The organism is Actinomadura coerulea (assembly GCF_014208105.1).
Classification (GTDB): Bacteria; Actinomycetota; Actinomycetes; order Streptosporangiales; family Streptosporangiaceae; genus Spirillospora; species Spirillospora coerulea.
The window spans coordinates 5,476,295-5,498,903 of the sequence record NZ_JACHMQ010000001.1 but is presented as its reverse complement, the minus strand read 5'-3'; the positions used below and the strand labels follow the sequence as shown (position 1 = coordinate 5,498,903).

Sequence of the window (22,609 nt, the reverse complement as noted above, 5' to 3'; positions counted from 1 at the left end):
ACCTTGGCACCTTCCTCCCCTTGCCGGGGCCCCCGGGTTTTCGCACCATTCCGGCAAGCCGCCATTTCCCGCAGGAGGTACTCCGTGAGACTGCGCGTCGCGACCTTGCTCGCGGGCATCGTCGCCGTCCTGGCCACCGCCGCCCCCGGCGCGTCCGCTTCGCCGGCGGGCGCGCGTCCCGCCGCGGCGCCGGGCGCGGAAGGGGGACGGGCGATCTACGGGGCCGGGGGCGTGCGCTGCACCCTCGGGTTCAACGTGCGGCAGAACGGCACCTACTACTTCCTCACCGCGGGCGGCTGCGCCCAGGTGGGCATGGCGATCTACGCCGATCCGGGGATGACCGTCCAGCTCGGGACGGTCGTCTCGGTGACGAACGCCGCCGTCGCGCTCGTCCGGTACGTGGAGCCTTCCGTGGAGCGGCCCGGCAGCGTCCACCTCTACCCCGGCTCCCAGGACATCACGACGGCGGGCCGGCCGGTCGTCGGTCAGCGCGTCTGCCGCAGCGGGCCCGTCACGGGCCTGCGCTGCGGCAGCGTCACGGCCGTCAACGTGACCGTGAACTTCCCTGACGGGACGATCACCGGGCTCGCGAGGACGACCATATGCACGGAGCCCGGGGACAGTCCCGGGGCTCCGTATTTCTCTGGCAGTACCGCGGTGGGGCTGGGGATCGGCGGGGTCGGGGACTGCGCCAGTGGCGGGTCCTCCTTCTTCCAGCCGATCTCTCCGGTGCTCAGCGCCTTCGGCGTCAGCGTGTACTAGCGCCTGGGGAGGAGCTGGGCGAGGGCCGCGGTGACGCCGCAGAAGGCCATGACCGGGAAGAGCGACGCCCGGAAGGCGTCGGCGACCTCGCCCAGCGCGCCGTAGAAGACGATCCCGACGAGCGCCACGCCGAGGGCGTTGCCGACCTGCTGCGCGGTGGACAGGACGCCGGCGGCTGAGGCGGCGTGCCGATCGGTGACACCGGCCAGGACCAGTGCCGACAGGGGCGCCAGGACGAATCCCATGCCCGCCCCCACGAGGGCCAGGCCCGGGATGAGCCAGCCGATGGCGTGCCCGGTCGCGGCGAGCAGGAGGAGGCAGCCGGCCGCCTGCACCGCGGCGCCCAGCGCGAGGACCTGCCGTCCCAGGCGGGCGGCGATGGCCGTGGCGCGGGTGGACGCGGCGAAGTAGCCCGCGCCCAGGGCGACGAAGAGCAGGCCGGACTCCAGGGCGCTGAGACCGCGTCCCTGCTGGAGGTACAGGGCGAGGTACAGGAAGAAGGACGCCATCGCCAGGGTGTAGACGAGCGCCAGGCCGCTGCCGGCGCGGAAAGCGGGCTCACGGAAGAGGGTGGGCGAGACCAGCGGGGCGCTGCTGCGGCGCTGGGAGACGACGAAGGCGGCCAGCAGGACGGCCGACGCGGCGAGCGACGCCCACGTCCAGGCGGGCCAGCCCAGGCGGCGACCCTCGATCAGGGGCAGGACGAGCGCGACGAGGCCGAGGGTGACGAGGACGGTTCCCGTGACGTCGAGCCGGGTTCCCGTGGTGCGCGGCTGGGGCGGGACGGTCCGGCGGACCAGCGCCAGCGTGACGACCCCGACCGGGACGTTGATCAGGAAGATGCTGCGCCATCCGGTGCCGAACAGGTCCGCCTGGATCAGCACACCCCCGATAAGCTGCCCGAACACGCCGCCCAAGCCCATCGCGAGGCCGTAGGCGGTGAACGCCTTGGCGCGCGCCTCCCCGGTGAACACGCCGTTGATGATCCCGAGAACCTGCGGCATCAGCAGCGCGGCCGCGAGCCCCTGCACCACCCTGGCGGCGATCAGCGTGCCGGGGGAGGGGGCCAGCCCGCACGCCAGTGAGGCCGCCGTGAACACCGCGAGGCCGAGCGCGTACATCCGGCGGCGTCCGGCCAGGTCGCCGAGGCGGCCACTGGTGATCAGCCCGCTGCCGAGCGCCAGCCCGAACCCGGCGACGACCCACTGGATCGCCGTCGCGCCGGCGCGCAGATCGGTCTGGATGTCGGGGATCGCCACGTTCACGATGAAGAAGTCGAGCGTGGTGATGAAGATGCCGGTGAGCAGGACCAGCAGGGTGCCGATGGACGCGGTGGGCGAGGCCGCGGCCCCGTGCGGGCGCCGGCCCGCCACCGGAGTCGCCGTGTGCGACATGTTCTCTCCTCAGATCGACCGTTATCCGCGCCTAGACGATCTCGCCCGGGAGGTCGTGAAGGCGATGACCTGTGGGGTAATGCCGCGGCGTAATTGGGTTGTGCGGCCGGCGGCGGCCGATCTAGCGTCCCGTCCCATGGATGGGGACAGGCCCGCGCGGCGACTCGGTATCGACGACCTCGCCGCCTGCCAGCGGCTCGCCGAGGACCGCGGCTGGGGGCGCGAAGACCGGAAGTGGCGGTTCCTGTTCTCGGTCGGCGACGTCTACGGCATCGACGACGGGGAGGGCGGGCTCGCCGCGGCGACGGTGTCGACCCCCTACGGCGCGGACGTCGCGGCCATCAGCATGGTGCTGGTGGCGAAACGCTACGAACGGCGTGGTCTGGGCGGCCGCATCATGCTCCACGCCATGGACAACACCGAGACGAAGAGCTTCTGCCTGACGGCCACCGAATACGGACGCCCGCTGTACGAGCGTCTGGGATATCGCTCCGTCGGGCTCTGCACGACGTACACGGGTACGGGCAAGGGGCCCGCCAAGCGGGGCGTCTCCGTCCCTGCCGAGGCGGCGGACATGCCCGCCGTCCATGCGCTCGACACCGAGGTCTTCGGCGCCGACCGTGCACGGCTGGTCGACGGGCTGCCGTCGTTCTGCGAGACGTTCCACGTCGTCCGGGACGAGTCCGGCCTGAAGGGGTTCGGGGGCGTGTGGTGGAACGACGACATGGCGGTCGTCGGCCCCGTCACCGCACAGGACACCGAGACGGCCCTCGCCCTCGTCGAAGAGATCGTTCCGGCGGGGCCGGTCCGCCTGGACATCGACCACCGGCATCCGGAGATGGTCGACTGGGCGCGGCGGCACGGCCTGCGACCCGCGTTCACCACCACGGTCATGGAGTACGGTGCGCCCATCGTCAACGACGTGTCCCGCCTCCACCTCCCCGTGGCGCAGGCCCTCGGCTGACCTCAGGCCGTCTCAGGCCGTGCCGGGGACGGGCGCCCGCCGGGCAGCGCATACCGGACGATCTTCTTCCAGGTGCCCGTGACCTGGCGCGACAGCGAGCCCGTGTGGTACGGGATGTCGTACTTGCCGCACAGGGCGCGGACGCGCGGGGCGATCTCGCCGTACCGGTTGCTCGGCATGTCCGGAAACAGGTGGTGCTCGATCTGGTGGCTGAGGTTGCCGGTCATCAGATGGAACAGCCCGCCCCCGTCGATGTTCGCCGAGCCGCACAGCTGCCGGACGTACCACTCGCCCCTTGTCTCGCCGTCCAGCCGCTCCTCCTCGAACACCTCCACGTCGCCGGGGAAGTGCCCGCAGAAGATGATCATGTGCGCCCAGACGTTGCGGACCACGTTCGCGGTGGCGTTCGCGGCCAGCGTGGACAGGAACTGCGGGCCGCTGAGCAGCGGGAACGCCAGGTAGTCCTTGCCCCACTGGCGGCGGATCTTGCGGCCGATCGCGCGCAGCTTCTCCCCCGTCACCGCCTCGTCGGCCGTCCCGTCCCGGATCTTGTCGATCTCCAGGTCGTGCAGCGCCACCCCGTACTCGAAGAACATCGCCAGCAGCAGGTTGTAGAGCGGCTGCGCGAGGTGCGCCGGGGACCACTCCTGCTCCGGGGCGACGCGCAGGATGCCGTAGCCGACGTCGTTGTCCTTGCCGAGCACGTTCGTGAACGTGTGGTGGACGAAGTTGTGCGAGTGTTTCCACTGCTCGGCCGGGGAGACGTTGTCCCACTCCCAGGTCGTGGAATGGATCTTCGGGTCGCGCATCCAGTCCCACTGGCCGTGCATGACGTTGTGCCCGATCTCCATGTTCTCCAGGATCTTCGCGACGGACAGCGCCGCGGTCCCGGCGACCCAGGCGGGCGGCAGCGCGGACGCGAGCAGCAGCGCCCGGCCGCCGATCTCCAGTCCGCGCTGCCAGCGGATCACCCGCCGGATGTAGGACGCGTCGCGCTCGCCGAGACCGGACATGATCTCCTCGCGCAGCGCGTCCAGCTCGGCGGCGATGGTCTCGTAGTCCTCGGCCGTCAGATGGTCGGTCATGCCGCTCCTCTCACAGTTCGATCTCCACGGGCCCGGCGGCCGCCGAGACGCAGGTCTGGACGATCTCGCCCTCGTCGCCGTGCACCTCGCCGGTGCGCAGGTCGCGGACCTTGCCGGACGCCAGCCGCCCGACGCAGCCGCGGCAGATGCCCATCCGGCACCCGCTCGGCAGCAGCGCGCCGGCGTCCTCGCCCGCCGTCAGCAGGGGCGTGCTCCCGTCCGCGTCGGCCGTGACGCCGCTCCTGGTGAACGTGACGCGCCCGCCCTGGCCCCCGCCGCCGGACAGGACGGTGCGGAAGCGCTCGACGCGCAGCCTCTCCCCGATTCCCGCGGCCTTCCAGTGCGCCGCGAGGTCGTCGAGCATGCCGCCCGGTCCGCACGCCCACGCCTCGCGCTCGGCCCAGTCGGGGCAGATGCCGGGTATGTCGGACGGCTTCAGCCGCCCGTCCGGGGTCGTGTGCCGCTCGTGCAGCCGCACCCCCGGCATCCGGCGGAGCTCGTCGCCGAAGATCACGTCCCGGGCCGTCCGGTCCGAGTGGACGAGCACGGCGTCGGACGCGCCGCCGAGATGCCGCAGCATCGCCATGACCGGGGTGATGCCGCTGCCGGCCGTCACGAACAGCAGCTTCCGGGGGACGGGCGCGGGCAGCGTGAACGCGCCGTCGGGCGGCGACAGGCGGACGACCGCCCCGGGCCGGATCTCGTTGACCAGGTACGCCGAGACGAACCCGTCGCGCGCGGCCTTGACGGTGACCGTGATGCGGCCGTCGCGGCGGGGCGGCGACGACAGCGAGAACGTCCGCCAGTGCCGGACGCCGCCGACGTCCACGCCGATCTTGATCCACTGGCCGGGCCGGTGGCCTCTCCACGCCCGCCCCGGTCTGATCACCAGGGTCGCGGCGGACGGGGCCTCGTGCCGGACGGCCTCGATCCGCCCGCGCGGATCGGCCGTGGACCACAGCGGGTCGATCAGCCCGAGGTAGTCCTCCGGCAGGAGCGGAGTCGTGAGGAGCCGGGCGGCCGCCGCGATCCGCCGCCCCGCTATGGGCCGGCGCGGGCGGCGCGGTGCGATGGTCCGCGGTGCGATGGCCAAGGTTTCCTCCCGAGGGCGCGCTAACTTACGCTCGCGTAGGAATCGCGGAGGATTCAAGGCTTGGGCCATCAAAGCGACAGGCATCACACCATCGCGCGATGTTCCATCGACAGATGTAATGCCCGCTGACAAAAGTCGGCGCGGAAATTGTCGGCCGGGCACGATTTCCCGTGCCCGGCCGATCCGTGCCCAACTGACTCATGCGGCCGTTCGCGGCCGACGAGGGGTCGTGCTCAGAACTTGGTCTTCGGCCGCTCCTGCAGCACCCCGTCCACGAAGATGTCGACCTTCTCGTTGAAGAAGCAGACCAACCCGGCGACCTTGAGGCTTTCCTCCAGCGGCGTCCGGTACGACCAGGCCAGATCTTCGTGCAGCGTCCCGTCCACCCGTGCCGACCAGTACTCCGCGGTGCCCTTGTACGGGCAGTGCGACACGGTGTCGGTGTGTTCGAGCAGGTCCATCCGGACATGCGGCTTCGGCAGGTAGTAGCGCACCGGCAGACCCGTCTCGAACAGCAGCCGCGGGCTGGACGACTCCGCGACCGTCACCCCGTCCACCTCCACGCGGACATGCCGCGACGCCGCCAGCACGTCCACGCGCGTGTACGGGTCGCGGGGGTGGACGAAGACCTCCTCGTCCTCCTCGAACCAGGCGTCCATCGCGTTCCAGTCGAGCCGGACCAAGCCGGGCAGCTCGGTATGGCGGAGCGCGGCGCCCGGAGCCTGCGCGCCGTCCACCTTCACCGTGTAGACGGTCGCGTCGCCCCTGCTCGGCGAGCGGGTGCCGGGGCCGTCCTCGACGAGCTCGGCCCGCACGTCCCCCTCGGGAAAGTAGTAGGTGGGGTAGTAGGGGATCTCCCAGACGAGAGAAGGCCGTATCGAGTCGGCCACCAGATGGCCGCCGAGGTAAGCCCTGACGCGCTTGCCGCTCTCCTCGACCCGGAGGCCGGTCTTCCGCGATGTGCCCATGCCAGGGCAACCTCGCCTGTTCGGGGCCTATTTCATCTAATTCTCACCCTTGCCTCACGAACGCCACATGAGCTCTCACGAGCCTCACCCGCCGGATGGCGAGCGAGCTGGGCGTCCGCGCGATGAGCTTGTACACGCACATCGACGCGAAAGAGGACCTTCTCGACATGGTGTACGACGAGGTCGCCGAAGAGGTACTGGTCCAGGGAGAGCTGCCGGACGGCTGGCGTGAGGCGATGATGGAGATCGCCCGAAGGGAGCGCGAGGTCGGGCTGCGGCACCCGTGGATGCTGCAACTCGCGGGACGTTCCCCGCGTATCGGTCCCAACGGCCTGCGCCACATCGAGCAGTCCATGGCCGCCGCCGCCCGCCTCACCGACGACCCCGAAAGCATGCTGGCCGTCGTCAAGGCGATCGAGTGGCTGCTCGACGGCATCGAACACGAATACCGAGGGAAGTAGCCCTCGACCACCATGCCGACGTAGCGTAGGCGGCGGCGTACGTGCAGCTATGACGAGACGGGGACCGGGTGCGGGCAGCGAGACTCATCAGCGTGGCTACTGTGCTGGTCCTGGCGACGGCCACCGGCTGCGACAGTGGTGACAAGAACACGAGCCGGGCCGCAAGCGTCCCCACGGGCCTCGGGCAGTTCTACGGCCAGAAACCGGCCTGGAAGAGCTGTCGCAACGGGTTCGAGTGCGCGACCGTACAGGTCCCCTTGGACTACACCAAGCCGTCCGGCGAGAAGGTCGGCATCTCGCTCATCAGGCTGCCGGCCGAAGACAAGTCCGAACGGATCGGTTCACTGCTCACCAACCCTGGAGGCCCCGGCGGCTCCGGGGTCGACTTCGTCCGCCAGGCCGCCCGCAGCTTCGGAACCGACCTGCGGCGCCGTTTCGACATCGTCGGCTTCGACCCGCGTGGGGTGGCGTCCAGCGCGCCTGTCCGCTGCAACACCGGGCCCCAGTTGGACGAGTTCTTCGCCACCGATGCGTCCCCAGACGACCCGAACGAGACGAACAGGCTGGGCAGCGAAAGCAAGGCCTTCGCGCAGCGTTGCAAGGCCAAGGCCGACGCGGAGCTCCCCTATGTCGGCACGCTGAACGCGGCCCGTGACATGGACGTCCTGCGCGGCGCCTTGGGCGACCAGAAGCTCACCTACTACGGCGCGTCCTACGGGACTTACCTAGGCGCCTTCTACGCCGAGCAGTTCCCCAAGAACGTCCGAGCCCTCGTCCTGGACGGCGCCGTCGACCCGAAGCTGTCGTCCACCGACCTTCTGATCGAGCAGGCCAAGGGCTTCGAGACTGCCCTGCGTGCCTTCGCGGACAACTGCGTGAAGTCGGGTGGCTGCGCCTTCGGCAACACCCCGGACGCGGTCATCGACAAGGTCTCCTCCTTCCTCACGTCCACCGACAAGAAGCCCCTCAACAACACACGCGACTCCCGCAAGGTCACCGAGTCCCTGGCCGTGATGGGCATCGCGCGGGCCCTCTACGTCAAGGAGTACTGGCCGGTTCTGCGCCAGGCGCTCACCCAGGCGATGCAGAAGGGCGACGGCACCCTTCTCCTGGCTCTCGCGGACGAGATGGTCGAACGCAAGGCCAACGGCACCTACAGCAACCAGACCGACGCCAACATGGCCGTCAACTGTGTCGACAAGCCCAACCCGGCGAACCTCGCCACCTACGGCAAGGCAGCCGCGCAAGCCAAGAAGGTCGCTCCCCGCTTCGGACCGTTCGTCGTCTGGGGCGGCCTCCCGTGCGTCTACTGGCCCGCCCAGACGGAACAAGCACCCCACCCCATCACCGCCAAGGGCGCCGCTCCCATCGTCGTCATCGGAACCATCCGCGACCCCGCGACGCCCTACAAGTGGGCCCAGAGCCTGGCCGGCCAGCTCTCCAGCGGCGTCCTCCTCACCTTCGACGGCGACGGCCACACCGCCTACCTCCAAGGCAACTCCTGCATCACCAAGGCCACCGACGAGTACCTGATCAGCGCCGACCCGCCCAAGAACGGGACCACCTGCCGCTGAATAACCGGTGCACACCCACCCCCCAAGACCCGGTAGACTGCTTCCCGCTGTGCCCCGCACGGCACGCCGCCTTAGCTCAGTCGGCAGAGCGATTCACTCGTAATGAATAGGTCATCGGTTCGATTCCGATAGGCGGCTCCACCTCAGAGGCCCCTCCCGATCCCGGGAGGGGCCTCTGTGCTAACGGCCTGCTAACAGCGGCGTTCACGCCGGTTTGTTCAGGTCCCGTGTGGACGTGATGGTCGCACTGGACGAGGGGCGCCACGCGCTTGCCCGCGTCGATGCCCGCCTTGCCGGTCGTCCTGTGCCACCGCGCCGTCCCCTGTGCTTCTTCGACCCGCGCCACGGCACGTCTGTCGACCGGGTCACCTGGACCCCTGAGGGGGCGTCACCCGGATCATCGACGTGTGCGCCGCGGACGCGGTGCGGATCAACGAGGGCGTGCCGCCCACCGCGACAGGCCGCCCGCCACCGCCGTCCAAGCCGCGCGCACCCGCGCACGGTTCTCCACCGTGCAAAGCCCCCGCGCCTCGCGCTCCCGGACAGCCTGGCCCCTTCAAGACGTGCCCGCCGGGCGTGCGAAAGAGCCAGCAGGTTCAGGGAAGCGGAACCAGGGAGGACAAACTTCCCCACCGCGAACCACGCGTCACGCAGGTGCTGGTCGTCCGCCTCCACGGCGGCGATCGAAAGTGCGCGGTCAAGCTCGTCGAGGCTGGAACCGTGCGGGTTCTGCTTCGAGCCCGAGGGCACTGAAGCCGTGTCGTGGAACCTCTCCCTGTGCGCGACGACAAGCACGTTCACCTTCGGATCGAGTCAATGGGCCGGTGGTCCGCATGGCTTCAGCCGGCCACGAGAGCGCGTGTACGGATCGCATTAGTCTGCCGAGCATGCGCATGCTCCACCTCGGGCTGCGGGTCACCGACCTGGAACGCTCGCTCGCCTTCTACACCGCGCTCGGGTACATCGAGATCGGCGGCGTCCCCGACACGGATTTCGGCAGCCTCACCATGCTCCGACTCCCCGACGATCCGTTCGTCAGCCTTGAACTCGTGCACGATCCCGCGCGACCGGTCGAGGACACCGGCGCCGTCAACCACCTCGTCGTCCAGGTGGACGATCTGGATGCCGCGATCGCCGATCTGGCGGTCAAGGGCGTCGTGGCCGAGCCGCCGGCTGACCTGGGGTCGGGGCTTCGGACGTCATGGCTGACCGATCCCGACGGTTACCGGATCGAGCTTGTGCAGTGGCCGCCCGGCCATCCGGCAGGCATGACGGAGGCGGATTTCGTCTGACGGGACGCCCCACTGGGAGCCGAGGGTCTGACCCTTGCTCGCCTGACGGATGTGAGACCGCACTATTCTTCGCGGATGCAGAACCCTCCCGACCAGGTTCCCGCGCCCCTCGATGGCCCTGGGGTGGAGGTGACGGACGCTCGTGAGCTTCTGCTCGGATACTTGGAGTGGTATCGCGAGGCGCTGATGCGCAAGCTCTCCGGGCTGTCCGACGCCCAGCTCCGCGAACCGGTCGAACCGCTGGGGTGGTCACCGCTCGGGCTGGTGCAGCATCTGGGGTGGGTCGAACGCCGGTGGATGCGCTGGGGATTCGCCGCTGAGCGCGTCATCGCCTACCCACCCGGCGGCGACGAGGCCGAATGGACGGTTCCTGCTGACCGGTCCACAGCACAGGTCATGGCCGCTTATCGGTTGGAGGTCGCGCGTGCGCGCGCCCCGGTGGAGGGTGCCTCGCTGGACGACCGGGCTCGTCTGGGGGGTCGGTTCGGAACGTCCGACCAAGCTCCTTCCCTCGGCAGATTCCTCTTCCACCTGCTGCAGGAGTACGCGCGCCATGTCGGTCACCTCGACGTCGCCCGTGAGCTGCTGGACGGGACGACCGGCGAGTAGCTGCTGATGGACGCCCGACGGTCACCACGGCGGAATGACAGCTCGGTGCTGACGCGGGTCACGAGCCTTGGGGGCCGTACCCGTCTCTGGAGAGTGGGGAGCTGCGGAAGGTGCCTTCGCGGGGCTACGGGTGGCGCCGGATCAGTCGCTCAGGTGCTCGGCGAGGATCTTCAGGTGGGTGTCGCGGGCGTCGGAGTGGCAGCGGCGGCCGGCGTCGGTGATCTCCACGAAGACGCCGCGGCGGTCGGCCTCGCAGAGCCCGCGCTGGACGTAGCCGTGCTTCTCCAGGCGGGCGACCGTCCGGGACAGGGCGCTCTGGCTGAGGTACATGGCTGCGGCGATGTCCTGCATGCGACGCTTCTCACAGTCTTGATCCACGAGGCGGTCGAGCGTCTCGTACTCGCTCATGGTCAGGCCGTGGACGTCCTGCAGGGCGCGGTCCAGGGCGCAGGCGACCGTGTTGTAGCAGGTCGCCAGCTTGCGCCAGCGGTCGACCAGGGCAGTATCCGCCTCCATGCCGCGCATCTTACCATGCAGACGCATCATATGCACATGCATTAAGTTCGCAGGAATTTTGTGCGTGGACATTGAATGCATGTGCATGTACTGTCCCTCGACGTGACTATCACCGACACCTCACCCGACTCCGCTCTCCGGGCGCCGGGCGCCGTGGGCGCGCCGGCCGAACAGACCTGGACCCCCCGGCTGTGGGGAGTCCTCGCCGTCCTGTGCGCCGTGTTGTTCCTCGACGGACTCGACGTCTCTATGGTGGGCGTCGCGCTGCCGTCGATCGGCGCTGAACTGGGCCTTTCGACCACGTCACTGCAGTGGATCGTCAACGGCTACGTCCTCGGCTACGGCGGACTGCTCCTGCTCGGCGGGCGCACCGCCGACCTCCTCGGCCGCCGCCGGGTGTTCCTCGCCGCTCTCGCGGTGTTCGCCGTCGCGTCGCTGGTGGGCGGTCTCGTCGACGACGGCACGCTGCTCATCGCCACGCGTTTCGTGAAGGGGCTGGCGGCCGCGTTCACCGCGCCGACCGCATTGTCGATCTTGACCACCACCTTTCACGAGGGGCCGGCGCGCAACCGGGCGTTGTCGGTGTTCTCCGTCTTCGGGGCGAGCGGCTACTCGTCCGGTTTGATCCTCGGCGGGCTGCTGACCAGCTTCGGGTGGCGCTGGACGTTCCTGACGCCTGTGCCGCTCGCCATCCTCGCCCTTGTCGCCGGCATCGCGCTGATCCCGCGGGACAAGTCGGCGGCCGAGGGCGGGCACGACATCCTCGGCGCCGTGACGCTCACCGGGGGCATGCTGCTCGCGGTCTACACCGTGGTCTCGGCGCCCGATCGCGGCTGGCTGGACCCGGTCACCCTGGGTTCCGTCGTCGTGGCGGCGGCCCTGCTGATCGCGTTCTTCATCACCGAGAACAAGGTGCGCCACCCCCTGATCCGCCTCGGCATCCTGAGGATCGGCTCGATCGTCCGGGCCAACCTGAGCATCGTCGCGCTGTTCGGCTCCTACCTGAGCTTCCAGTTCATGATGACGCTCTATCTGCAGGACGTGCTGCGCTGGTCGCCGCTGAAGATGGCCATGGCGCTGCTGCCGGCCGGGCTCCTCGTGGCGTTCGGCTCGCCGTTCGTCGGGCGCCTGATCGACCGGTACGGCACGCCGCGTCTGATCATCAGCTCGATGACCTCCCTGAGCCTCGGCTACGCCTGGTTCCTCGCCACCGCGGGCAACGCTCCGCACTACGCGTTCACCATCCTGCCCACGATGCTGCTGCTGGGCGGCGGGTTCGCGTTCGGCTTCAGTTCGATCATGGCGCAGGCCACGGACGGGATCGACGACTCCGAGCAGGGGCTGGCCTCCGGCCTCGTCCAGACCTCGGGCCAGGTCGGCGCCGCCCTGGTCCTGGCGCTGGTCACCGCCCTGGTCGCGGGCGGGACGGCCGACGGCGGCAATGGCTTCGCCGAGTTCCACCCCGGAGTCAACCTGGTCAGCGCCGTCGCCGTGGTCGGACTGGCCCTGAACCTGATCCCGCTTCTCCGCCGCTACCGCCCGAAGCACACCTGACACCTCCCGCACACCTGACCGCCCTCCGCCAATGCGGGCCGGGCCGCGCCACCCATCGCGCGGCCCGGCCCACGCGCTTTCCCGCGCGTCCGCTCCGACGTCTTCCAGGACGCTGTCGCCCCCGGCCGCACCCGTCCATATGGGAAGAAGAGGTGCAGCGGGATCTGCGAAGTCGCGGTGTGTCGCGATCGCGCTGGGGCTCTGCGGTGCGCCGCAGAGCCGTGAGGCGCCGCGGTTCCGTGAGGCGCCGCGGTGTCGTGAGGTGTGGCGATTCCGTGTGGCGCCGCGGTGTCGTGAGGCGCCGCAACGCGTGAGGTGTGGCGGTTCCGTGAGGTGTGGCGGGGCCGTGAGGGTGTGGCGGGGGCGGCTTCTTGGTGGAGGCGCCCCCGCTATTGGGTTAGCCAGGTCGTTTCCAGAAGGGGCGGCGGGGCGAGGATTCGCCGGTGAAGTCGGCGAGGACCTGGAGGGCGCGGGTCCACTGGTCGTTGACGGTGGGCTGGTCGGCGGTGGGCCGGAGGCGGTGCAGGTCGTCGCGGAGGTCGGCGAGGGGCTTGGTGTCCAGGGAGAGGGTCTGCATGCGCTGGACGATCGACTCCAGGATGGGGAGAAGTTCGCCCAGCAGGTGCTGGACGCGCTCTTCCCGAGTGTCGGGGACCTGGCGGAGGCGGCCCAGGACGTTGGCCAGTTCCTGCTGGAACCCGGCGAGGTGCGAGGGCGGAGAACCTGCCGCTCGTCGGGCGGGGCCGGCGGGGCGGCCGAAGGAGCGGCCCGGTGCCGGGGGCGGGGCGCCGTAGCCGGGCGGGGCGGCTTGCGGCATCGGAGGTGGGCCGGAGGGGGCGGCCGGCATCGGCGCCGGGGGCCTGGGAGCGGCGCCTACCGGCGGGGCCGACCTCTCCATTTCCATGTCCATATCCATGGCGGCGAAGGCGGCAGGGGCCCTTTGCGGAGCGGCCGTCGGTGCGGCTCCCGCCCAGCCTCGGGGCATCTCCACGGGCTGGACGACCTGGTGCGGCGCCTCGCCTTCGGTCGCGACCCGGCTGTCCACGGCGACGAACGCGGTGAAGCGGCACAGGACGCCGAATTGAAGGGAGGTCGAGATGATGCGCTCTTCCAGGTCGCCGGGGTCGCCGACCGTGTAGCGGTCCTCCAGGTCGCGCAGGTGGGCGCGGGCCCAGATGGATCGGGCGGCCGGGTTCTGGGTGACGGTGCCGGTGGTGTGCTGCTCCCAGGGCGTGCCGTCGGATGCCGTCCCCCGCACGGACAAGGCGCCGGAGGGTGCGCCGCGGAACCGGCCCGCGATCTGGAGCGGTACGCCGGGGAACAGGGCGCTCAGCCGGGTGGGGGCGACGGTGCCGGGGACGATCTCCAGCCCGTCGGCGTGCAGTTCGAGGTCGGTGGCCAGCGGGGCGGCGATCCGGTGGTGGATGTGCTCCATCGCCTCGTCGAGGCGGTCTTCGGACTCCACCAGTTCGCAGCGACCCCGGCCGATCGCGGCGAGGCGGTTCAGGAAGCCGGCGTTGACGGCCTGGTCGATGCCGACCGTGTGCACGCGGACGCCGCGCAGCTTGGGTTCGAGGTGGGCGAGGAGTTGGTCCTCGTTGCCGACCTGGCCGTCGGTGATCAGGACGAGGACCCGGTCGCGCGCGGGGTCGGCGAGGAGGCGGCAGCCCTCGTCGAGCGGGGCGAGCATCTCGGTGCCGCCTCGCGCGGTCAGCGCCGAGAGGTGCTCGACGGCGCGGAACCGGTTGCGGTCGGTGCCGTCGACCAGTCTGGAGCCGAGGTCGCGCGGGCGTTCGATGACGCTGTCGAAGGACAGGACGGCGAACCGGTCTTCGGCGCGGAAGGTGTCGACGATGCGGGCGGCGGCGCGGCGGGCGGCGACCATCTTCCAGCCGTGCATGCTGCCGGAGCGGTCGAGGACGAGGACCACGTCGCGGGGACGGGGCTTCGCCTCGCCGGAGGGCAGGACGGTGAGGCTGAACGTCCCCTCCTCGCCGGACTCGTCGGGGATCAGGGAGAGGGCCGCGCTCTCGTGAGGGGCGAAGTCGAGGCGGAGCACGAAGTCGCGGTCGAGCCGCTCGCCCGGTTGCAGGCGCAGGGTCGTCCGCTCGCCGTCGATTCCTTCGAGGACCACGTGCAGCGCCGACCGGATCTGGGTGAGCGGAAGCCCGGCCGGATCGATGTCGACGGTGAGGCTCAGTCGAACCGGGTTGGGGAAGCCGGGCAGCAGGACGGGCGGGCTGATCCGGGACGCGTCCGGCACGGCGTCGGTGTCGTCGGCCGCCCCGGAGCCCGCGCGCTCGCCGTCGAGCGGGGCGCCGGGGATGTAGCGGGGGGCGACGACGAGGGGGAAGCGGAAGGTCGCACTGGACGCCGACTCGTGCGGCAGCGGCTGGTCCAGGGAGAGCCTGATCGTGACCCGCTCGCCCGGCAGGATGTTGCCGACCCGCATGGTGAACACGTCCGGGCGGTCTTCTTCCGCGATGGCCGCGCGTTGACCCGCGGCGATGGCGGTGTCGTAGTCCTGCCGCGCCTGCCCCCGCTCTTTCAGCTTCCCTTCGATGACCCTGTCCGCGGCCTCCATGCGCAGTGCTGTGACGGCGGCGCGGTCGGGCAGCGGGAAGACGTAGGTGGCCTCCAGCGGTACGTCGAACGGGTTGCGGAAGCCTTGGACGACCTCGATGCCGGCGGCCAGGCCGGTGATGGACGCGTGGACGTCCACGGAGTCGAGCGGCAGGTTTCCCTTGTCGGTGCTGAGCGCGCCGAGCCCGTGGTCGGGTGCCGGTGGCACGGTCTCGGGTAGCGGCAGGATGCGCACGGTCACTGGATCCTCCGGGGTGGGTCGGCGGGCTGGAAGTCGGGGCTTGCGGCGGGGGTCGGCGCCGGGGCGAGCAGGCCGCGGCGGCGGAGTTCGTCGAGAAGGGGACGCGCGGCCGCCTCGATGGCGGCGAGGTCGTCGCCGTTGAGGTCAGGGACCTCGAGGAGCACGGTGAGGCCGGGCGCGAGCCGGACGCCCTGGACGATCGCGGGACGGGGCTCGCCATAACCCGTGACGTCGACGTCCGGGCGGAATGACACGTCGGGTCGCGTGCTCCAGAAGTTTCCCCGCTCGCCGCCGCCCGCCGTGCCTTCCGGGCTTTTCGGGCCTTCGGGGGGCGGTGCTGACGTGCGTCGGCTCGCTGTTCGTGCCGGGGAGTCGCTGCGGGGAGTCGGGGCGGCGTCGCGAGGGGGCTGGATGTTCGAGCCGGGGTGTCCCGCCGTTCGGCCGGGTGGACCTTCGGAGGGCGGCAGGCCGTTCGATCGGGCCCTCGGCGAGTCCGGGAGGGCGGCGATGCGGGTGAGGTCCGCGTCGGTCGCGGCGGCGAGCTCGATCTGGATCTCGGCGATGGAGCGGCCCGAGGCCTGGCGCCGCTTCACCGCGACGAGCTGAAGGAGATGGCGTGGCCCGTACAGGGCGGTGCGGCCGCGGCGGCCGAGGGGCGGGTCGACCAGGCCGATCGTGGTGTACCAGCGGATGAGCCGCTCGTTGGGCAGGTCGCGCACCCGGCCGCTGACCTGCGCGGACGCGTCCGCCGCGAGAGCCGCGGCGGCACGGTCCGCCAGTTCGGCGATCGTCCAGGTGTCATCGTCCATGCGCCGATGATGACACTGTAATGATGACAGTGTCAACTCGCCGCGAGCCTTCTGGTGGCCGCGTGGACATGCCGGGTGGTGGGGGATTCGGGGTCGGCCTCGCGGCGGGCGCCATCACCGAATGCCGTATTGGACGTGGCGCGGGCGCGTCCAGGGACGAACCCGTGGTCGAATTGCCATTGGGAGCGTCATAGTGGCGGTGATCGTCTGTCGGCTCACCGTTGGGTTAGGTGCTTATGTCCGTCGCCGGAAGTGTGATCTCGCCGGTCGGAAAAATGATCGTTCTAGATTGAGGGTCCGAAATTCCCGCTGTCACTCTGAGTGTCGTCTCGATCGCCCCTCGGGGCGACGTCCTGGTCATGTGAACCTGGTGAACCTTGCAGTATCTCGGACAAAGTGCCCAAAGTCTATTAACTAGGGCACGCTTGTAAATAGACCTAATTATGGGGTAAGAATGATGTTCGGTATCGGAGTGCGATCCTCTGAATTTGCTGGTAAAGAGCGTCTGGACGCTTTACCTTTTCTGGCATGAGCGACCATCTCCTGGTCGGGACGCTGCGCGAGCGCGACCTCGGCGCCCCGGCCGCGGTCTACGACGCCTATGCCGAGAGGCTCTACGCGTACTGCTGGTTCCAGCTGCGGGGACGCGACGCGGCGCAGGTCGCCCTGCGCGACACCTTCATCGTGGCCGAGGCGCACATCGGCGAGTTGCGCGAACCCGGCCGGTTGGGGCCATGGCTCTACGCCATCGCCCGGTTGGAGTGCGCCCGCCGCATGCCGTCCAGGCACCAGGTGCCGGACGTGCCGGTCGCCAGCCACGACCAAGAGGACGTCGACCAGCGGATCACAGCGTGGCATGCGGTGCTGGCGCTGCCGCCTCTCTCCCGAGAGATCCTGGAACTGCATGTCAGGCACCAGTTGTCGGTCCCCGACCTCGCCGCTGTGTTCGGGTTGTCGCCGAGGGACGTGGAGTTGGCACTCGACGGCGCGCATGGCGAACTCGAAGCGGCGGTGACCGCGGAGATACTCGCGAACAAGGGACCCTACGACTGCGCTGAGCGGGCTCTCCTCCTGCGTGAGCGGCGTGGTGAGCTCACCTACGACATCAGCAAGCGGCTGATGGAGCATGCGCGAGAGTGTTCCGCCTGTGAAGCTCTCCGTCCCCGCAACGTGTCGGCCGCCAAGGTCTACGGGCTGCTCCCGGACGCGGTACCCGCACCGGAGATGCGGCTCCGGGTGATGAGTTGCTTCCTGGACCCGGAGCTTGTCGGCTACAGGCTCTTCGTGGCCACTCGCGTCACGGAGTTCAGGTCGGATGGATTTCCAGTCCAGACCGCCTTCGGGCGCCCCGACCGGGCGGCTCGCCAGGGTCAGCGCTGGTGGTTCGGCCGTAGCCGCAAGACGTCCAAGGAGGAGGGGGCGGCCAGGCTCTACGCACAGGTCGGTCGAGCCTCCGCTGTCCTCGTGACTGTGGCGCTTCTGTCCGCGTCGGGGGTCGCTTCCATGTACCTCGTCAGTGCCCAGCGTGAAGACAGGGACGAACACGCCGGCCCGCGTCCGACGGCGACGCCCGGCATCTCCCAGAGGCCCGGCCCCGGTTGGCAGCCGCCTGCGCCTCCACCAGCTTCCGACGCCTACGACGCCATCCCCTCGGCCACGTTTCCATCGGGCTCACGAACCTCGTCCGCGTCTGCCGGCCTTTGGACACCTTGAGGCCGGGCAGACCATGACCGTCCATGTACACGTCTCACGGGGGGCGGAAGTCCCGTGGAGAAAGCACTGTGGTGTTCCGGCCCGGTGGGGCCTGGCTCACGTCACATGGCGCCCTGCGCTCAGCGCCTGACGCCCGGAGTTTGACCTTCGTCCGTTGCGGACCTCCCCTGCGTGGCGTTTCTACCTGCCCTTTCCCGAGTCAACTACGCTTCGTAACTGATCATTTGCGCTAGGCGGCACCGCGGGCGGGGAGGACGTGATCATGGCACCTGGCGCATCCGAGCTACGCCGCCGTCGCGTGGCGCTGCCTCCCGCCGGCAGCAGGGCACTGCGGTTGGTCACGCTCACCTCCGGCGTCGCGATCGGCATGAGCGTGCTGGTGCCGGGCGCGTCCGCCCGCCCGTCCGATCCGCCAGGCCCCAGCGCGAAGGACGTCGAGCGGAGCGAGCGCGACGTCAGGGAGCGGGCGGCCGAGGTCGGGCGGACGAAGGCCATGCTCGCCCAGGCGGACGGAGAGCTCGACAGGCTCGCCGTCACCGCAGAGGCCGCCGTGGAGCGCTACAACGGCGAACTCGTCCAACTCCGGGGCGCGCAAGAGGCGTACAAGGACATCCAAGGGAGGCTCGCCGAGGCGGACCGGAGAGTGGAACTGGCCAGAGCCGAGCTGGCGTCGTTCGCCGCGCAGGTCTACCGGGACAACACCGGCTACGACCCGATGTCCTCGGCTGTCGCGGGCGAAGGCGGGCCCCAGGGCTTCATGGACCGCGCGGGCATGGTCAAGATGCTCGCCGAACGGCGAACCGCCATGTTCCGCCGGGTCGAAGCCTCCAAGACGGTCGCGGACGTCTTCCGCCGGCAGGCGAAGACCGCGCTGGACGAGCAAGGTGCGGCGACAAGGCGCGCCGACGAGGCCAAACGGCTCGCGCAGGACGCTGTGGCCGCCCAGAAGGAGGCCGTCCAGCGCATCGAGACGGACAAGCGCCGTCTGGAACGCAAGCTTGGCAAGGCCGAGGCGAACGCTACGGAAGTCAAGCGGGCACGGGAGCGCGCGCTGGAGAAGGCGCAGACGCGCAAGTTCCGTTCAAATTTCCCGGTTCCGAAGGGGGCGCCGCCCGAGGCGCGCGGCGCCATCGCGGTCGAGGCGGCGCTCAAGTGGCTCGGCACGCCCTACTCCTGGGGCGGGGGCGACCTGGAGGGGCCGACCTACGGCATCGATCAGGGCGCCGGGACGGTGGGCTTCGACTGCTCAGGCCTGACCATGTACGCGTGGAACAAGGCGGGTGTGCGGCTCGACCACTGGACGGGCACTCAGTGGACGTCCGGACCGCACATCCCCATCAGCAAACTGCGCCCAGGTGACCTGGTCTTCTTCGCGACCAACCGGTCCGATCCCGCCACGATCCACCACGTCGGCCTCTACCTCAGCGACGGCCGCATGGTGGAAGCGCCCTACACCGGTGCACAGGTGCGCATAGCGAGCATCCACCGGCACGACCTGATCGGTGCCACACGTCCGCAGGCTGAAGGAACTCAGTCCCCGTAGAAAGCGAGAACCCTTCTGTAGGAGTCCTACAGAAGGGTTCCTCGCGAGCGTCGCGTGGGCGGCAGGGAGCGGGTCGGCGCCGTCCGCGACTCCGCACGGCCCGGCCGGCCGCACGGGCCGGGGAAGGTTCAGTGGCCGCCCTGGTCGGAGGCGCGCTTGAAGGAGCGCTCGATCTCCTGCTCGGCCTCCACGCGTCCCACCCAGCTGGCGCCTTCGACGGACTTGCCGGGCTCCAGGTCCTTGTAGACCTCGAAGAAGTGCTGGATCTCCAGCCGGTCGAACTCGGCGACGTGGTGGATGTCGCGCAGGTGCTCCATGCGGGGGTCGGTGGCGGGGACGCACAGGACCTTGTCGTCGCCGCCGGCCTCGTCGGTCATGCGGAACATGCCCACGGCGCGGCAGCGGATGAGGCAGCCGGGGAACGTCGGTTCCTGGAGCAGGACCAGGGCGTCCAGGGGGTCGCCGTCCTCGCCGAGGGTGTCCTCGACGAAGCCGTAGTCGGCCGGGTACTGCGTGGAGGTGAAGAGCATGCGGTCGAGCCGGATGCGGCCGCTCTCGTGGTCCACCTCGTACTTGTTCCGCTGGCCCTTCGGGATCTCAATCGTGACGTCGAAATCCAAGATGTCCTCCGCTCCCTGCGCGCTCGCAGTGAATAGTCTTTCGGGAGCCTGTGGGCGAGGCCGGCACCACAGGTCAGTGTTCCCCGGTATAAGGATGTCGCACGTTGGTGAGTGCTGAGTGGGAGAGGGGCGGTCACGTGCCTGGACGGGGCCGGGCCCTCGCAGTCCTGTCGCTGTCCCTCCTTAACGTTTTCGCCGTCGCCGCAGGTCTGGCAGTGGTGAAACTCACACCCGACCGCCGCCTGTCGCCGCAACCGCCCAGCGTGGCGGCGCGCGACCTGGTGCGGATCGCGCCGTCGTCCGCCGCGATCCCCGCCGCGGAGCCCGGGTCGGGCCGTCCGCCCGACCCGTCCGCCCTGGCGGGACGGCTCTCCGCGCTGATCGGGGGACCGCAGGCGAAGATCAACGCGGTGGTCGTCGACGCGGAGACCCGGCGGCCGCTGTACGAGCTGCGCGCCGGGCAGCCCGCCACCCCGGCCTCGACGACGAAGCTGGCGACATCGGTGGCGGCGCTGGCCTCGGCCGGGCCGGCCCACCGCATCACCACCCGGGTCGTGCGCGGTGCCGGCGACGGGATCATTCTGGTCGGAGGCGGGGATCCTACCTTGACGGCGTTGCCGCCGCGCGCCGGGGCCGGTCACCCGCCCTACGCCTCGCTTGCGGACCTGGCCCGCCAGACGGCCATGGCCCTGAAGGCGTCTGGCGCGGGCCAGGCCGGTGCGGGCCAGGTACGCGTCGACTACGACGCGTCCGCCTACCAGGGGCCCCGTACGGCCGCAGGCTGGAAACCCAACTATCTGCCCGATGGCGAGGTGGCGCCTGTCAGCGCCTTGACCGTCGATGAGGGGCGGGTGGCGCCGTCGGACCCGTCCAGGAAGACACGGGTTTCGGACCCGCCTGCCGCTGCGGCGAGGGAGTTCGCGCGTCTGCTGTCCAAGAACGGGGTCGGCGCCAGGGCTGGACGTTCGACGGTCGCGCAGAAGGAGGCTGTGCAACTCGGCGCCGTCCAGTCGCCGCCGATGTCCGCGCTCGTGGAGCATCTGCTGACCGACAGCGACAACGACGTGGCCGAGGCGGTGGCGCGCCAGGTGGCCATCAAGCTGGGGCGTCCCGCGACATTCGCCGACGCCGCACAGGCCGTCCGGCAGGTTCTCGCAGGGCTCGGCGTGGCCGAGGGGGTCTCGGTCAACGACGGCAGTGGGTTGTCACCGCTCAACCGCATCTCGCCTATCGCGCTGGCCCGGATCGTCTCTCTGGCCGCGGGCGGAGACCATCCGGAGCTGCGCCCGGTCATCACCGGCCTGCCGATCGCGGGTTTCTCCGGGACGTTGAGCCCGCCCCGCTACACCGTCGCGGCCAGCCAGGGGGGCGCGGGGATGGTGCGCGCCAAGACCGGCACCTTGGCGGGAGTCAGCACCCTGGCCGGTCTCGCCTACGACGCGGACGGGCGTCTGCTCGCCTTCGCCTTCATGGCGGGGGACGGCAAGGGGCCGGTCGACCCCGGCAAGCTCGACCAGCTCGCCGCGGCGGTGGCCACCTGCGGATGCGGTTGATCCGAGGCCCACACCCGGGCCGCGGCGCGGGTGTGGCGGCGCCCGTACGGGAGATAACCAGAACGGTTGTGCGTTGAACGACCATGCAGGGCGCTCCGGCGCCGCGTTCCGAACGTACGGTGGTTACATGAGCGCCTCAATGATCGACTGGAACCTGGCGGTCCAGGCCGGCACCCGGCTCGTCAGGCCCGGGCCGCAGGTCACCCATGCCGAGGCCCGTGAGGTCGTCAAGGAGCTGCGCGCCCTGTCGAAGATCGCCCATGGGCACGTCCGGGACTTCACCGGGATGGCGTCCGAGCTCGACCCGGACCCCGCGACGATCGTGGACAGGCCCGGCTGGATCCGTGCCAACGTGGACGGTTTCCGCGTCGTGCTGGAGCCGCTCATGGAGCAGATGTCCGCGAAGGGGAACGGCGGCCCCCTCGGCGGGGCGGGCAATGTCGTCGTCCAGGCGGTCGGTTCCCGCGTCACGGGCATGCAGGTGGGCGCGATCCTGGCGTACATGGCGAGCCGTGTTCTGGGGCAGTACGAGCTGTTCCTGCCGCCGGACCCGTCCGGGCGTGCGCCGACAGGGCGGCTGACTCTGGTCGCGCCCAACATCGTGCATGTGGAGCAGGAGCTCGGTGTGGAGTCGCGTGACTTCCGCCTCTGGGTCTGCCTGCACGAGGAGACGCACCGCGCCCAGTTCACCGGCGTCCCATGGCTGCGCGAGTACGTCCAAGACCAGATGACCAAGTTCCTCCTCGCGTCCGACCTGGACCCCGGCATGATGCTGGACCGCATCCGGGACGCGGCCGAGGCCGTCGCCGATGCCGTGCGCGGGGGTGACTCGAACCTCATCGACGCGATCCAGACGCCCGAGCAGCGGGAGATCCTCGACCGCCTCACCGCCGTGATGACGCTCGTCGAAGGGCACGGCGACTACGTCATGGACGCGGTGGGCCCCGAGGTCGTGCCGTCCGTCCAGCAGATCCGCTCGCGTTTCCAGGGGAGGCGGTCGGGCGGTTCCAAGCTCGACAAGACGATCCGGCGCCTGCTCGGCATCGACCTGAAGATGAAGCAGTACGCGGAGGGGTCGCGATTCGTGCGGAGGGTCGTCACCGAAGTCGGCATGAGCGGCTTCAACCAGGTCTGGCACTCTCCGGAGACGCTCCCGACCCACGACGAGATCAAGGAACCCGCCCTGTGGATGAGCAGGGTCGTCGGCACACGCGCCATCGACGCTCCGCCGGAGGCCAACGAGGCCTGACCCACGGCCACCGCGAGGCCGAGCCC

19 protein-coding genes and 1 tRNA gene are annotated in these 22,609 nt (G+C 70.2%); 12 read left to right on the top strand and 8 right to left on the bottom strand.

Features of this window, described 5'->3' with window-relative positions; translation table 11 throughout:
* Nucleotides 1-84: 84 nt before the first annotated feature.
* Complete coding sequence (locus BKA00_RS25265) at nucleotides 85-762, top strand: S1 family peptidase (protein ID WP_221493287.1); 678 nt, start codon at nucleotides 85-87, stop codon at nucleotides 760-762.
* Here BKA00_RS25265 and BKA00_RS25260 read toward each other — a convergent pair.
* Nucleotides 759-2,156 carry an MFS transporter gene (locus tag BKA00_RS25260; RefSeq protein ID WP_221493286.1) on the bottom strand — a complete coding sequence of 466 codons (1,398 nt, stop codon included), beginning with the start codon at nucleotides 2,154-2,156 and terminating at the stop codon, nucleotides 759-761. The two genes, BKA00_RS25265 and BKA00_RS25260, sit on opposite strands and share 4 nt — an antisense overlap.
* 136 nt (nucleotides 2,157-2,292) lie before the next feature.
* Here BKA00_RS25260 and BKA00_RS25255 point away from each other — a divergent pair, with 136 nt between their 5' ends.
* On the top strand, nucleotides 2,293-3,120 hold the full coding sequence (locus BKA00_RS25255; RefSeq protein ID WP_185028849.1) for a GNAT family N-acetyltransferase: 828 nt from the start codon (nucleotides 2,293-2,295) through the stop codon (nucleotides 3,118-3,120).
* Nucleotides 3,121-3,122: 2 nt separating this feature from the next.
* Here the strand turns inward: BKA00_RS25255 and BKA00_RS25250 are convergent, their stop codons facing one another.
* From BKA00_RS25250 to BKA00_RS25240, 3 genes are all read right to left on the bottom strand, one after another.
* Nucleotides 3,123-4,205 carry a fatty acid desaturase family protein gene (locus tag BKA00_RS25250; protein ID WP_185028847.1) on the bottom strand — a complete coding sequence of 361 codons (1,083 nt, stop codon included), beginning with the start codon at nucleotides 4,203-4,205 and terminating at the stop codon, nucleotides 3,123-3,125.
* Nucleotides 4,206-4,215: 10 nt separating this feature from the next.
* Nucleotides 4,216-5,298 carry a ferredoxin reductase gene (locus tag BKA00_RS25245; RefSeq protein WP_230299162.1) on the bottom strand — a complete coding sequence of 361 codons (1,083 nt, stop codon included), beginning with the start codon at nucleotides 5,296-5,298 and terminating at the stop codon, nucleotides 4,216-4,218.
* A 233-nt stretch (nucleotides 5,299-5,531) separates the two neighbouring features.
* Nucleotides 5,532-6,266 (bottom strand): DUF427 domain-containing protein, encoded by a 735-nt coding sequence (locus tag BKA00_RS25240; protein ID WP_185028845.1) that lies wholly within the window; start codon nucleotides 6,264-6,266, stop codon nucleotides 5,532-5,534.
* A 95-nt stretch (nucleotides 6,267-6,361) separates the two neighbouring features.
* Between BKA00_RS25240 and BKA00_RS25235 the strand changes: the two genes are divergently transcribed.
* The 5 genes from BKA00_RS25235 to BKA00_RS25215 all read left to right on the top strand — a co-directional run bounded on the left by BKA00_RS25235 (nucleotide 6,362) and on the right by BKA00_RS25215 (nucleotide 10,202).
* Entirely contained in the window at nucleotides 6,362-6,727 is a 366-nt protein-coding gene (locus BKA00_RS25235; protein ID WP_185028843.1) for a TetR/AcrR family transcriptional regulator C-terminal domain-containing protein, read from the top strand.
* 92 nt (nucleotides 6,728-6,819) lie between these two features.
* Complete coding sequence (locus BKA00_RS25230) at nucleotides 6,820-8,301, top strand: alpha/beta fold hydrolase (protein WP_230299163.1); 1,482 nt, start codon at nucleotides 6,820-6,822, stop codon at nucleotides 8,299-8,301.
* A gap of 65 nt (nucleotides 8,302-8,366) precedes the next feature.
* Nucleotides 8,367-8,442: transfer RNA gene (locus tag BKA00_RS25225), tRNA-Thr, on the top strand.
* Between the two features lie 746 nt (nucleotides 8,443-9,188).
* Nucleotides 9,189-9,593, top strand: coding sequence for a VOC family protein (locus BKA00_RS25220; protein ID WP_185028839.1), 405 nt, complete (start codon nucleotides 9,189-9,191; stop codon nucleotides 9,591-9,593).
* A gap of 75 nt (nucleotides 9,594-9,668) precedes the next feature.
* A complete protein-coding gene (locus BKA00_RS25215) occupies nucleotides 9,669-10,202 on the top strand; it encodes a DinB family protein (protein WP_185028836.1) in 534 nt (177 codons plus the stop codon).
* Between the two features lie 141 nt (nucleotides 10,203-10,343).
* On the opposite strand, the gene BKA00_RS25210 is transcribed toward BKA00_RS25215, so the two are convergent.
* The gene (locus BKA00_RS25210) at nucleotides 10,344-10,718 is read right to left on the bottom strand and encodes a MarR family winged helix-turn-helix transcriptional regulator (protein ID WP_185028834.1); all 375 of its coding nucleotides are present in this window, start codon (nucleotides 10,716-10,718) and stop codon (nucleotides 10,344-10,346) included.
* A 75-nt stretch (nucleotides 10,719-10,793) separates the two neighbouring features.
* Between BKA00_RS25210 and BKA00_RS25205 the strand changes: the two genes are divergently transcribed.
* A complete protein-coding gene (locus tag BKA00_RS25205; protein ID WP_221493285.1) occupies nucleotides 10,794-12,272 on the top strand; it encodes an MFS transporter in 1,479 nt (492 codons plus the stop codon).
* A gap of 397 nt (nucleotides 12,273-12,669) precedes the next feature.
* On the opposite strand, the gene BKA00_RS25200 is transcribed toward BKA00_RS25205, so the two are convergent.
* Complete coding sequence (locus BKA00_RS25200; protein ID WP_185028830.1) at nucleotides 12,670-15,096, bottom strand: VIT domain-containing protein; 2,427 nt, start codon at nucleotides 15,094-15,096, stop codon at nucleotides 12,670-12,672.
* Nucleotides 15,093-15,905: a helix-turn-helix domain-containing protein gene (locus tag BKA00_RS39220; protein ID WP_185028828.1), complete on the bottom strand. Its 813-nt coding sequence runs from the start codon at nucleotides 15,903-15,905 to the stop codon at nucleotides 15,093-15,095. Before BKA00_RS39220 ends, BKA00_RS25200 begins: the two co-directional genes overlap by 4 nt.
* Before the next feature lie 528 nt (nucleotides 15,906-16,433).
* On the opposite strand from BKA00_RS39220, the gene BKA00_RS25190 reads away from it, so the two are divergent.
* Nucleotides 16,434-17,618 (top strand): RNA polymerase sigma factor, encoded by a 1,185-nt coding sequence (locus BKA00_RS25190; protein WP_185028826.1) that lies wholly within the window; start codon nucleotides 16,434-16,436, stop codon nucleotides 17,616-17,618.
* Nucleotides 17,619-17,880: 262 nt separating this feature from the next.
* Entirely contained in the window at nucleotides 17,881-19,161 is a 1,281-nt protein-coding gene (locus BKA00_RS25185; protein WP_185028824.1) for a C40 family peptidase, read from the top strand.
* A gap of 128 nt (nucleotides 19,162-19,289) precedes the next feature.
* On the opposite strand, the gene BKA00_RS25180 is transcribed toward BKA00_RS25185, so the two are convergent.
* Nucleotides 19,290-19,781, bottom strand: coding sequence for an inorganic diphosphatase (locus BKA00_RS25180; RefSeq protein ID WP_179837865.1), 492 nt, complete (start codon nucleotides 19,779-19,781; stop codon nucleotides 19,290-19,292).
* A 137-nt stretch (nucleotides 19,782-19,918) separates the two neighbouring features.
* On the opposite strand from BKA00_RS25180, the gene dacB reads away from it, so the two are divergent.
* Nucleotides 19,919-21,334 carry a D-alanyl-D-alanine carboxypeptidase/D-alanyl-D-alanine endopeptidase gene (gene dacB / locus BKA00_RS25175; protein WP_338072157.1) on the top strand — a complete coding sequence of 472 codons (1,416 nt, stop codon included), beginning with the start codon at nucleotides 19,919-19,921 and terminating at the stop codon, nucleotides 21,332-21,334.
* Nucleotides 21,335-21,473: 139 nt separating this feature from the next.
* On the top strand, nucleotides 21,474-22,583 hold the full coding sequence (locus tag BKA00_RS25170) for a zinc-dependent metalloprotease (protein WP_185034762.1): 1,110 nt from the start codon (nucleotides 21,474-21,476) through the stop codon (nucleotides 22,581-22,583).
* Nucleotides 22,584-22,609 lie beyond the last annotated feature (26 nt).